Origin of the sequence: Hominimerdicola aceti, from assembly GCF_025567495.1 — a bacterium.
GTDB classification, from domain to species: Bacteria; Bacillota; Clostridia; order Oscillospirales; family Ruminococcaceae; genus Hominimerdicola; species Hominimerdicola aceti.
Genome location: NZ_JAOQJZ010000021.1, coordinates 18,593 through 28,522 on the forward strand (window position 1 = coordinate 18,593; position 9,930 = coordinate 28,522).

General features: G+C 45.2%; 18 protein-coding genes. 16 read left to right on the plus strand and 2 right to left on the minus strand.

The features are described 5' to 3' along the window. Window positions 1–16 precede the first annotated feature (16 nt). Entirely contained in the window at window positions 17–220 is a 204-nt protein-coding gene (locus OCV57_RS13740; protein ID WP_147338050.1) for an ImmA/IrrE family metallo-endopeptidase, read from the minus strand. Between the two features lies 1 nt (window position 221). Beyond that, window positions 222–608, minus strand: a complete 387-nt coding sequence (locus OCV57_RS13745) for a helix-turn-helix domain-containing protein (protein ID WP_117956691.1) — start codon at window positions 606–608, stop codon at window positions 222–224. 200 nt (window positions 609–808) lie between these two features. Between OCV57_RS13745 and OCV57_RS13750 the strand changes: the two genes are divergently transcribed. From OCV57_RS13750 to OCV57_RS13825, 16 genes are all read left to right on the plus strand, one after another. Further along, the gene (locus OCV57_RS13750; protein ID WP_267302004.1) at window positions 809–1,066 is read left to right on the plus strand and encodes an XRE family transcriptional regulator; all 258 of its coding nucleotides are present in this window, start codon (window positions 809–811) and stop codon (window positions 1,064–1,066) included. A gap of 38 nt (window positions 1,067–1,104) precedes the next feature. Then, entirely contained in the window at window positions 1,105–1,290 is a 186-nt protein-coding gene (locus OCV57_RS13755) for a carboxypeptidase (RefSeq protein ID WP_267302005.1), read from the plus strand. Beyond that, a complete protein-coding gene (locus OCV57_RS13760) occupies window positions 1,287–1,625 on the plus strand; it encodes a hypothetical protein (protein ID WP_267302007.1) in 339 nt (112 codons plus the stop codon). The genes OCV57_RS13755 and OCV57_RS13760 overlap by 4 nt, the downstream gene beginning before the upstream one ends. After that, the gene (locus OCV57_RS13765) at window positions 1,626–1,904 is read left to right on the plus strand and encodes a hypothetical protein (RefSeq protein WP_267302008.1); all 279 of its coding nucleotides are present in this window, start codon (window positions 1,626–1,628) and stop codon (window positions 1,902–1,904) included. Then, the gene (locus tag OCV57_RS13770) at window positions 1,901–2,101 is read left to right on the plus strand and encodes a hypothetical protein (protein WP_267302010.1); all 201 of its coding nucleotides are present in this window, start codon (window positions 1,901–1,903) and stop codon (window positions 2,099–2,101) included. The genes OCV57_RS13765 and OCV57_RS13770 overlap by 4 nt, the downstream gene beginning before the upstream one ends. A 1-nt stretch (window position 2,102) precedes the next feature. After that, window positions 2,103–2,246 (plus strand): hypothetical protein, encoded by a 144-nt coding sequence (locus OCV57_RS13775; RefSeq protein ID WP_267302011.1) that lies wholly within the window; start codon window positions 2,103–2,105, stop codon window positions 2,244–2,246. Then, a complete protein-coding gene (locus OCV57_RS13780; protein ID WP_267302012.1) occupies window positions 2,224–2,568 on the plus strand; it encodes a hypothetical protein in 345 nt (114 codons plus the stop codon). Before OCV57_RS13775 ends, OCV57_RS13780 begins: the two co-directional genes overlap by 23 nt. Window positions 2,569–2,684: 116 nt before the next feature. After that, entirely contained in the window at window positions 2,685–2,981 is a 297-nt protein-coding gene (locus OCV57_RS13785; RefSeq protein WP_267302014.1) for a hypothetical protein, read from the plus strand. Then, window positions 2,965–3,237, plus strand: coding sequence for a hypothetical protein (locus OCV57_RS13790; RefSeq protein WP_267302015.1), 273 nt, complete (start codon window positions 2,965–2,967; stop codon window positions 3,235–3,237). The genes OCV57_RS13785 and OCV57_RS13790 overlap by 17 nt, the downstream gene beginning before the upstream one ends. Then, entirely contained in the window at window positions 3,234–4,040 is an 807-nt protein-coding gene (locus OCV57_RS13795) for a PD-(D/E)XK nuclease-like domain-containing protein (protein ID WP_267302016.1), read from the plus strand. The genes OCV57_RS13790 and OCV57_RS13795 overlap by 4 nt, the downstream gene beginning before the upstream one ends. A 12-nt stretch (window positions 4,041–4,052) precedes the next feature. After that, on the plus strand, window positions 4,053–4,907 hold the full coding sequence (locus OCV57_RS13800; protein ID WP_267302018.1) for a hypothetical protein: 855 nt from the start codon (window positions 4,053–4,055) through the stop codon (window positions 4,905–4,907). After that, window positions 4,907–5,323 carry a single-stranded DNA-binding protein gene (locus OCV57_RS13805; RefSeq protein WP_267302020.1) on the plus strand — a complete coding sequence of 139 codons (417 nt, stop codon included), beginning with the start codon at window positions 4,907–4,909 and terminating at the stop codon, window positions 5,321–5,323. Before OCV57_RS13800 ends, OCV57_RS13805 begins: the two co-directional genes overlap by 1 nt. Then, window positions 5,301–7,262 (plus strand): DUF927 domain-containing protein, encoded by a 1,962-nt coding sequence (locus tag OCV57_RS13810; RefSeq protein WP_267302022.1) that lies wholly within the window; start codon window positions 5,301–5,303, stop codon window positions 7,260–7,262. The genes OCV57_RS13805 and OCV57_RS13810 overlap by 23 nt, the downstream gene beginning before the upstream one ends. A 288-nt stretch (window positions 7,263–7,550) precedes the next feature. Further along, the gene (locus OCV57_RS13815) at window positions 7,551–9,077 is read left to right on the plus strand and encodes a DEAD/DEAH box helicase (RefSeq protein ID WP_267302023.1); all 1,527 of its coding nucleotides are present in this window, start codon (window positions 7,551–7,553) and stop codon (window positions 9,075–9,077) included. Between the two features lie 4 nt (window positions 9,078–9,081). Further along, window positions 9,082–9,465: a VRR-NUC domain-containing protein gene (locus OCV57_RS13820; protein ID WP_267302024.1), complete on the plus strand. Its 384-nt coding sequence runs from the start codon at window positions 9,082–9,084 to the stop codon at window positions 9,463–9,465. Next, a complete protein-coding gene (locus OCV57_RS13825) occupies window positions 9,449–9,814 on the plus strand; it encodes a hypothetical protein (protein WP_267302026.1) in 366 nt (121 codons plus the stop codon). Before OCV57_RS13820 ends, OCV57_RS13825 begins: the two co-directional genes overlap by 17 nt. Window positions 9,815–9,930 lie beyond the last annotated feature (116 nt).

The following is a 9,930-nucleotide window of genomic DNA, read 5'->3' on the forward strand; positions in this document are numbered from 1 at the left end:
CGCCTCCTTTTTATATTCACATTGTCTCGACTTCTTCAAGCGCATCAAAGCTGAAAAAGTCACCTCTGACTATATGCTCCATTTCGTGAGCTATAGTCTTTTTTTGTTCCTCATAGGATAGCCTAGAGTTTATGTATATATTATAAAATCCGTCAGAATCCATTGCTGTCACTCCCTTTACCGATATAGGCAAAGGAACGTATCTAATGCAATAATCCAATCTATTCACTATCCTTTTGCATACGCTTTAAAATCTCAACTGTAGCTTCTATATCCTCTTTGGTGACGTTCTTTGACACACTAAAGAGGATCTTCATTTCTGGTCGTGTTCTCAGCTCATCTATTATATCTCTTGTTTCGTCATCAAGATAGATAGGCTCGTTATGCGCTTCGACCTTGATATTATCTTCACCGTTCAACAAATAATCAACAGAAACTCCGAAATATTCAGCTATCTTTGATAGTGTATCTGTAGATAACTTCTTTTTTCTGCCTGCTTTTAAATCGGTTAAAGAGCCTCTGCTTGCACCTGTTTCTTTGCACATTACTGTTACATTTATATTTCTCTTTTTGCACAAGCTTTCAATTCTATTGTACAATTCTGACATAGTTACACCTCATAATTTGTGTAATATAACAAAATTACGCAAAAGAGTAATTTCTACTTGACAATTACGCAAAAGTGTAATATAATACAGTCAAGGCAATACGCAAGAGCGTAATATTTGTATCTGGTAAATATATTATATTACATTTAAACGTAACTGTCAATATGTAAAACACGTATTAGTGTGAATATTATGCAAAGGTGGTGTTAATTATTAGTGAACGTAAAAGACCGCTGACTGAGTACGGCGTGGAAGTCAAGGTACGTCTTGTTAAACTCAACAAGACACAGAAGTGGCTCATTGAGGAAGTCAAGAAGCTTCTTCCTGAAACTTATCTCGACACATCAAACCTGTATAAGATAATGACGGGTGAGATAAAGTCAAACAAGATTGAAGCGGCTATCAATGAAGTCCTTGACATTAATTATACTCAGAACTCTGAAAATGTCAACAGCTAACAGTCCGATTGAACGGACAGAAAATGAGGGGTGAGAAAGTGGAACAGAAAATTACTGCTATTCCAAGAGGGTGTGACAGTGCTAGGGTTGAACAGGTGATCGTAACAAGAGCCTTGAAAGGTGCAGGAACAGAAAATGACCCCTGTAGAGAGGTCATTCAGTATTGGACTCTTGACGGAGAGCTGATTGTAACAAGGTCACAATATGAGGAGGGCAAACGTTGAATTTGAAAAAGATAGCGTACTATCTCGGTATTGCGTTGTGTCTAGCAAGTCCGCTTGTATTCGGTATATGTATGCTAATAGGGCTTGACAACACAGTTCCGTTGTCGCTTATGATAACTAGCAATGCTTGCAGGATATGTTCGCTGGAAGCAGAAATGACAGAAAACACAATGAGGAGTGACAAAGCAATGAAACTGTACAAGGTAACGACGATAGACCAGTATCATTATAAAAGGGTGTTCACAGTAGCAGCAAAGAGTCAGTACGAGGCTCTGACAAAGGCAAGTGTTATTTGTCCCCATGAGAATGTTTTGACTATCGAGGAGGTGGACTAAATGAGGTCACCTGACATTGAAATGGCAGTGCGGCTGTACTATGAAAAGCCCGAAATAACCAATTCGGATATCAAGGAGCTGTTCGGCACAGGTGAAACGCAGACTATCAAGATCAAGAAAGCTGTTAAGGAAGAAATGGTAAAGCGTGGTGTGAAGTCATGGTTGCCACACTCGGTCAATACCGAGATAGCCTACGAGGTGTGGGGTATTGATATCGACAACTTCGAGAAAAGGCTTAAAAAGCTCCGCACACTTTACGGAAAGGACGTGAGAAAATGATAGCCGTACTAGAGATAATCAGATGTGCCGCAGCGGTAGCACTCTTGGTGGTGCTTGCAATGTATGTAGCGTACAGGTGGTATGTAAGCGTAAAAGAAAATGCCTACGAGGAAGCAGAGGAGAGCATTAAGCGTGCGGTGAGAGAAGCAGGCAGACCCATAGTCAAGATCGAAGTTGAAATGAAAGGAAAGTGGTAAAATGGCGTTGATACTGCTGATAACAATAGCCGTGCTTGCAGGGATAGATGTAGTGATGTATCTTGTGTTGAGCGTGGTGGATAGGCACTGGGAGAAACGTTTTGAAAACGAGGAGGATAATGATGATAACGAAAGAGGAGTTTGAAAAGGCGGTGGAGGTTTGCAATAGCGAATTCAAAACTTGTGAAGACTGTCCGCTTAGACACAAGGCCTTTTTGTGTGGTGTATATCTAACCAAATACATAAAAAATGAGCTTGCATCTGCGGCAACAGGCACAAGCTCGGAGGTATCAAAAGATACCGATAACATACATATTGATGATAGCACATTGCTTGATATTTGTCAAGAGGAGCTAGAGGCAATAACTGAAATAGCCCTTAATGACTACCCAAACGGGTATCTGACGGGATATATCGTAGCTTTAAAAAATAACACCAAGAGGCTGAGAGGTGAGCATAGTGACTAACTACTCTTGCCTTGACTGCAAACACTTAAAAGGCTGTTTGGAGAGTAGCAGACGTTACCCCTGCAGAGATTTTAAGCTGGCAGAGCCAGCGATACTAGAGAGGAGAGGGCGAAAACATGACAGTAAAAGAAAGGCTTGACGCTATGGTTGACATGGCGGTCATGGAGCTAAAAATGAAAGAAACGCAAGAATGTGGGACTGTTACCGAAGGCGTTTACCCTATGATGATAGGCGACGTGTGGACGTTTGACGGAGCAATATCGGGTGTTCAGATATTTCCACCTGACATTCATGCTGTAGCGAAAGAGGTCGGTGCTGAGGTGTTTGAAAACGGAACCGAATCGTATTTCATGTACAAAAATATCGCATTTTTCAAATACAAAAGGGGCGGTTTAAATGCGTTACACGGCTAATGATTGTGTCGGCTGCCCTGATGGGTGCAGATGTTGTGGCAGAGACCGCAATTACACTGTGGTCGAATGCGACAAATGTAGGGACGAACTGGACCTTGCGAACGAAAATGTTTTCTGCTATGAAGGCAAGGACTACTGCAAGGACTGTTTCCGTGAGATTCTGATTGAAGAAATCAACCAGAATGACGATATTTCAATCTATGACCTTGCCGAACTGGCAGGAGTTGAATATAAAGAGGAGGACTATGACAAATGAAAAAGCAAATGTCTGCGGAAGATTACCGCAATGACGGAGCGTTCAGCCGTTCACAACTTTTCAAACTGTCAAAGTCGCCTGCGCATTTCAAGTACGCCCTTGAAAATCCCGAAGTAGAGACCCCTGCGCTTGCTTTCGGCACAGCCTTTCACGCTTATGTTCTTGAAAAGGACAAATTCGACAGCGAGTACATAGTCGCTCCGAAGCTTGACAGGCGTACCAAAGAGGGCAAGGCACTTGCGGCTCAGATAGAGGCGAGCGGTAAGATACCCATAAGCGAGGACACTTTTGCACAGATACAGGCAATGACCGAAAGTGTGATGTCAAACAAGTATGCTGCCGCTTTGCTAAACGGCGGCGAACATGAAAAATCATACTTCTGGACGGACAAGCTCACGGGGCTTAAACTCAAATGCCGCCCCGATTGCCGAACAGACCTTAAGTCAACGTCTGTCATAGTAGACCTTAAAACTACTGAAAATGCCGATACAGACAGTTTTATGCACAGTTGTATTAAATATGGCTATGACTTGCAGGCGGCGATGTACACGCAGGGTGTGTCAGAAATTGAGGGCAAGCCTCATAGATTTGTTTTTATCGCTGTTGAAAAGTCACCACCTTATGCCTGCAACGTCCTTGAAGCTGACGATTTTATCATACAGAAAGGCACAAAAGACCTTAACGACTATCTTTACACTCTCAAGGAGTGTCTTAAAACAGGTAATTGGTACAGCTACAACGGCAAAAACGGTGACTTGAACGTCATAAGCCTGCCGGGTTGGCTGGCTAGAGAATACGAATAGGAGGACAAAACAATGGACGAAATAACAAATGCAGTAACAGTAACACCGGAAGTACCGCAGAACAGCACTATGCCCCTTGACAACATCAATCAGGGTACAGTCGCTATCGAAGCAAGCAGAGCCATTGCAGAAGCCCAGGGCAAGCTTGTTATCGCAAAGAGATTCCCACGCAACGAGATACAGGCTTTTGCAAACATGAAAAAAGCTTGTCAGCGTACAGGGCTTGCAAACAAGGCATTTTACAGCTATCCGAGAGGCAACGAAACAGTTTCAGGACCAACTATCAGGCTTGCGGAGGAACTTGCAAGGTGCTGGGGAAATATTGACTTCGGCATCAAGGAGCTTTCTCAGGACAACGGCAAATCAGAAATGCAGGCGTATGCTTGGGACTTGGAGACGAACACAATGTCGGTGCAGAATTTCACGAACCCACACGCAAAGGAAGTCAAGGGCAAAATAAAGACCCTCACAAGCCTGCGTGATATCTATGAGAATAACGCCAATATGGCAGGGCGCAGGCTCAGAGCAAGAATACTTGCGGTACTTCCTGCGGACTTTGTGGAAGAGGCGGTGGCAGAATGCAGAAAGACTCTTGCCGGCAAGAATAATATTCCTCTTACGGACCGTGTAAGGAAAATGGTGGTGGAGTTCGAGAAGCTGGGTGTGACGCAGGAAATGATAGAGAAACGTCTTGATAGAGGTCTTGACACCATGACAGCCGAAGATCTTACAGACTATATCGGCATCTTCAATTCACTGAAAGACAAGAACACAAAGGTGTCTGAGTGGTTTGAGTATGAGAAGATATCTACAGATATCTCAGCAGAAATTGACCAGCTCCAGACCGAGAAAGAACAGGTGCTTTAATGCGGGCAAGATTACCTGACGGTTCTGTTATCATCAGTGGCTTTCTTGCAAAGGACGCAGAATACAAACAGGTGGGCGGCAACAACTCGTCGCTCACCAAGTTTGCAGTAAAAGTGGGCGAACGTCAGCCAAAGGTGCAAGGCGAGCGTGGTGAAGCCGTATGGGTGAACTGCCAGTGCTGGCACTCTGTAGCAAGAGCCACAAAGGCGCTGAAAAAATTTGACGTTGTGTTTTGTGTGGGCAAGGTGGAGAAAAAGCCATATACCAGCAAAGACGGCGAAGAAAAAGTTGACGTACATCTTGTGTGCGAAGCCGTTTTTGTACAGCCTACTGCTGAAGCAGCACCCCCGCAAGAACTAGGCGGTGACCTTTCCGACTTTGAGGAGGTGTTGAATGATGAGGGAACGCCATTCTGATGATATCATTGACGTTGATGCGAATGAGGAAAAGCATTTTGATATCGACATGAGTGATGCAGAAGCGGTGAAAACCGCCGTTGCTGTAAAGTATACAAAAGACGATTTTCTCTACACAGAGAAGCCATACGAAGCGATATACGATTACAAAAACGACCCTTTCATGCACAATCTGAAAATTGAGCAAATGGCTCAACAGGCGGCAGAGGTGGGCGTAAAAACGTTCAAAGGGCTGTATAAAAACTATGTCAAAATGCGAGAAATGCAGCGTGGGGCGAATGTTATTATCAATAACCCCACTGCGTTCTCAGGTCCGTATATGCAGCTTGACGCAGGCAAGTATAACGTTGATGACGGCGGTGTGTATCTTATTGACGAAAGCGGCAACTATCACGTTATCTGCCACCACCCGATCATACCCTTTGAGTGTTTGCAGAACATTGACACAGGCGAGGAAAAGCTCAACATAGCTTACCGCACTCGTGGAGAGTGGCAGGAAAAAGTCGTTTCAAAGGAGATACTATATAACAGCCGAAACATTTCACAGCTAGTTAAATGCGGTGTTGATGTGTCTTCTGAAACTGCCAAAGAGCTTGTTTCATATTTCCAGGAGATAGAGAGCCTTAACCGCAATTCTCTGCCGCTGAAAAGATCAGTGGGCAGGCTTGGCTACATAAACGGCGCAGGCTTTTCGCCATACGTCGAGGGGCTGACCTTTGACGGTGAGCAGAATTATTCCACCATTTTTAGTGCTATAAAAAGTCATGGCAGTTATGAGAAATGGAAAAAAGTCGCTATAGATTGCCGCAAGAAAAGCGTGATCGCAAAGATATTTCTTGCGGCGAGCTTCGCAAGTGCGCTTATTCAGCCACTTGGCGGTCTGCCGTTCTTCGTTCACCTATGGGGCGTTGATTCAGGCACAGGCAAGACAGTTGCTTTAATGCTTGCGGCTTCTGTTTGGGGAACCCCTGAAATGGGTGAATACATTCAGACGTTCAACAGCACAGTTGTCGGTCACGAGCGAACAGCAGCGTTTCTCAACAGCCTGCCGTTTCTCATTGACGAACTCCAGCTGAGCAAAGATAGTCACGGCAGAAGCCGATTTGACGTTTATCAGCTTGCTCAGGGTGTTGGACGTTCTAGGGGCACAAAAACAGGCGGAATAGAGCGTACACCGACATGGCGAAACACTATCCTTACCACAGGCGAAAGCCCTATAGTGGGCGGTTCAGCAGGCGCAGGAGCGGTAAACAGAGTTATCGACATTGAATGCACGGCAAACAACATCGTGATAGCAGACGGCATGGCTGTATCAGCGGTGATAAAACAAAACTATGGCTTTGCAGGGCGAGAATTTGTTGCAAAACTGTCCTCTCAAAAAGCCTTGACAATGACACAAGAGGTCTATAACGATTATTTCACCAAGCTCTGCAAGTCGGATACAACAGAAAAGCAGGCAATGGCAGCGGCAATGATACTGACTGCTGATATGATTGCAGAAGCGTCCGTGTTCAAAACGAATGAGCCACTAACAATTGACGATATCTCACCGTATTTGCAGACCAAAAAATCGGTATCAGCAGGTGAACGAGGCTATCAGTATATGTGCGATTGGGTGGCGTCCAACAGTAAACGCTTTGCGACAGGCGAAGACAATAACGGCGAAGTGTTTGGACTTATCCAGGGCGATTTTGCGTATATCATACGTTCAAAATTCGACGAAGCGGCTTCAAAACAGGGCTTCGACACAAGGGCGTTGCTTAGTTGGCTGAAATCTAACGGCAAGATACTTGTGAGAGGGCGCAACAATACTCGTGGCAAGCGCATCGGTGGCGTGAACGTTGAGTGTGTTGTGCTGAGATTGCCAGATGAAACACCGGACTATTACACCGAAGAAGAAATGCGTGGGACGGATATATCGGATTTCGGCATTTTGTGAAACATAAGTCCCACGAGGAAAACAGCGTAAATGCGTGGTTTTCTGCATAGTGTGGGACTGTGGGACATTTTCCCCCTATATATACCTGTTTTAAATAGGTGATATAGAATCACGGCTTTGTTCACACATCGTTAAAATATATGTGTGTTTTCCTATATAGGAAAATGTGCGAATTTGTCCCACAGTCCCACAACGCCCCGAAAAGTGCGTAAATACGCATAGTTTTCGTGTGGGACGTTTGTCCCACACTGTCCCCCACGTCCCACATAAGGAGGTAAAAAACATCAAATGAATGCAAGAATAAAACTCCGTGACTATCAGCAGGAGTGTATAGATAAGATAACGCAGGCAGGGCATGGAAAACATCTTGTACAAATGGCGACAGGTCTTGGTAAGACAGTGACCTTTGCAAATATACCACGTCATGGACGTATGCTTATTCTGTCGCACAGAGAGGAACTTGTAAATCAGCCTCTGAAATACTTTGACTGCACAAAAGGTGTTGAAATGTCAAAATACCATACTGACGGCAGTGAAGAGGTGGTTTCTGCAAGTATCCAGACCATGACACATAGGCTTGACAGGTTTTCACCTGATGATTTTGATATCATCATAGTAGACGAAGCACACCATGCAGCGGCTCAGAGTTACAAGACGGTCATAGATCACTTCACACCACGTCTTCTGCTGGGCTTCACGGCAACACCTAACAGGGCTGACAAATGCAGACTGAATGATGTGTTTGATGATATCATATTTCAACGTGACCTGCGTTGGGGCATTGAACATGGTTATCTGTGCGATATCCTCTGCAAACGTGCTGACATAGGCTATGACCTTTCAGCAGTACATACACGGCTTGGCGACTACGCTCCGGGCGAGCTAGCAGAAGCAATGGACGGCACTGCGGACGCTATAGCACAAGCGTATAGAGAACACGCCAAAGGTGCAACGCTTATCTTTGCGGTATCGGTAGAACAATGCTACGAGATAGCAAAACGCATCGAGGGGGCTGAGGTAGTCACAGGTCAGACTAAGGACAGGGCTGATATAATACGCCGTTTTACTCAGCGTGAGATACCTTGTCTTGTGAATTGCATGGTGTTCACTGAGGGTACTGACATTCCCCTTGTGGAAACTGTTATCATAGCAAGACCCACACAGTCTGACGCACTGTATACGCAAATGGTAGGCAGAGGGCTAAGACTGCACCCCGACAAAGACAAGCTCACACTCATCGACTGCGTAGGAGTAACAGGCAAGGCAAGCCTGAGAACAGCTCCAAGTTTGCTCGGTATTGACATTTCTGAGCTGCCAAAGAAGAGTCAGGACAAAATGGAGGGAATGCTATTTGAGCTTTCTGAAAAGGCTACTATGATGTCGGACTGTCCTGAAAGCTGGATAAAGAATGTTCGTATCGTTGACTTGTGGGCGCAGGAGCAGAAGTATAATACCCATGACGTGAATTGGTTTAAGCTGCCGAATGGCGATATGAAATGCAGTCTTGGTAAGGGAAAAACGCTGAGGATATCAGCACCTGACGCTCTGGGCATGGCAATATGGCAGGGACAGAAAATGCCTATGCAGCAAGCACTTGACGAGGCGTACACTCTTCTTTGCGAACGTGAGGCGGACAGCAAATACATATGGGACTTGAATATTTGCCGAAAGTGGGGCAAAGCACCTGCTACTGATAATCAGAAAAACCTTATCCGCAAGCGTGGCAGGAAGTATCTCAACAATTCGGATATCGACATAGAAAATCTGACGAAATTTGAAGCAAGTCAGATACTCAACAGGATAATGAAAGGGTGATGATATGGCAAGAAATGAAGACAGAGAGCAAATGGCCCTTATCAAGTGGACGCAGCAGGCAAGCATACGCAAGGCTTATCCTGAACTCAAACTGCTCTTTCACATACCGAACGAACGTCATTGCGACCCACGAGAGGGCAAAAGACTAAAGCTTATGGGTGTGAAGTCAGGCGTTCCCGACTTGTTTTTACCTGTGGCACGGGGCAAAAACAAAGGGCTGTTCATAGAGCTCAAAGCGGAGAATGGCAAGCCCTCAGATAATCAGATGTGGTGGTTTGCGGAGCTTGGCAAGCAGAACTATTTGGCGGCGATATGCTACGGCTGGAAGCAGGCAGCTGATATGCTAATGCACTATCTTGGCGGTGATGATAATGCTGGTAAAAGCTGAGGTCATAAAGAAAGCAGACGAGCTGAACAGAATGGCGGCAAAGCTTCTGCCACTGCCAGAGGGGCTGACACAGGCAGAACAGCTTTTGTATAAGTCGCTTTGCATTGTGTACCGAGAGTTCAGAGCAGGGCAGATAGACAAGAAACAGGCGCTTGACGAAAAGCAGGAACTATACAGGGCATACATCAATGGGGCTTATGCACTTGACCTATGGCAGACATATGGGGAATATGCTAAGGTGTTTCAGAAATGTCAGTACGAGATACATCACGAGGGTTGTGAGGTTTGCAAGAGGCTTAATGATATCCTATGTGGTATGGGGAGGGGCAAAGCCAATGAAACACACTGACTACACACTATGCTGGCACTGCCATCATGCAGTACCGACAAAGGATAAGATAACAGGAGAATACCTCACAGGCTGTGCATGGTCCATAGACCGCAGACCTGTCGAGGGTTGGAGGA

Coding starts and splice junctions, on each gene's coding strand:
- OCV57_RS13805 (WP_267302020.1), top strand. CDS start 4,907: ATGCGGGCAAGATTACCTGACGGTTCTGTTATCATCAGTGGCTTTCTT.
- OCV57_RS13820 (WP_267302024.1), top strand. CDS start 9,082: ATGGCAAGAAATGAAGACAGAGAGCAAATGGCCCTTATCAAGTGGACG.
- OCV57_RS13775 (WP_267302011.1), top strand. CDS start 2,103: ATGGCGTTGATACTGCTGATAACAATAGCCGTGCTTGCAGGGATAGAT.
- OCV57_RS13825 (WP_267302026.1), top strand. CDS start 9,449: ATGCTGGTAAAAGCTGAGGTCATAAAGAAAGCAGACGAGCTGAACAGA.
- OCV57_RS13780 (WP_267302012.1), top strand. CDS start 2,224: ATGATAACGAAAGAGGAGTTTGAAAAGGCGGTGGAGGTTTGCAATAGC.
- OCV57_RS13770 (WP_267302010.1), top strand. CDS start 1,901: ATGATAGCCGTACTAGAGATAATCAGATGTGCCGCAGCGGTAGCACTC.
- OCV57_RS13800 (WP_267302018.1), top strand. CDS start 4,053: ATGGACGAAATAACAAATGCAGTAACAGTAACACCGGAAGTACCGCAG.
- OCV57_RS13810 (WP_267302022.1), top strand. CDS start 5,301: ATGATGAGGGAACGCCATTCTGATGATATCATTGACGTTGATGCGAAT.
- OCV57_RS13790 (WP_267302015.1), top strand. CDS start 2,965: ATGCGTTACACGGCTAATGATTGTGTCGGCTGCCCTGATGGGTGCAGA.
- OCV57_RS13795 (WP_267302016.1), top strand. CDS start 3,234: ATGAAAAAGCAAATGTCTGCGGAAGATTACCGCAATGACGGAGCGTTC.
- OCV57_RS13745 (WP_117956691.1), bottom strand. CDS start 608: ATGTCAGAATTGTACAATAGAATTGAAAGCTTGTGCAAAAAGAGAAAT.
- OCV57_RS13765 (WP_267302008.1), top strand. CDS start 1,626: ATGAGGTCACCTGACATTGAAATGGCAGTGCGGCTGTACTATGAAAAG.
- OCV57_RS13815 (WP_267302023.1), top strand. CDS start 7,551: ATGAATGCAAGAATAAAACTCCGTGACTATCAGCAGGAGTGTATAGAT.
- OCV57_RS13785 (WP_267302014.1), top strand. CDS start 2,685: ATGACAGTAAAAGAAAGGCTTGACGCTATGGTTGACATGGCGGTCATG.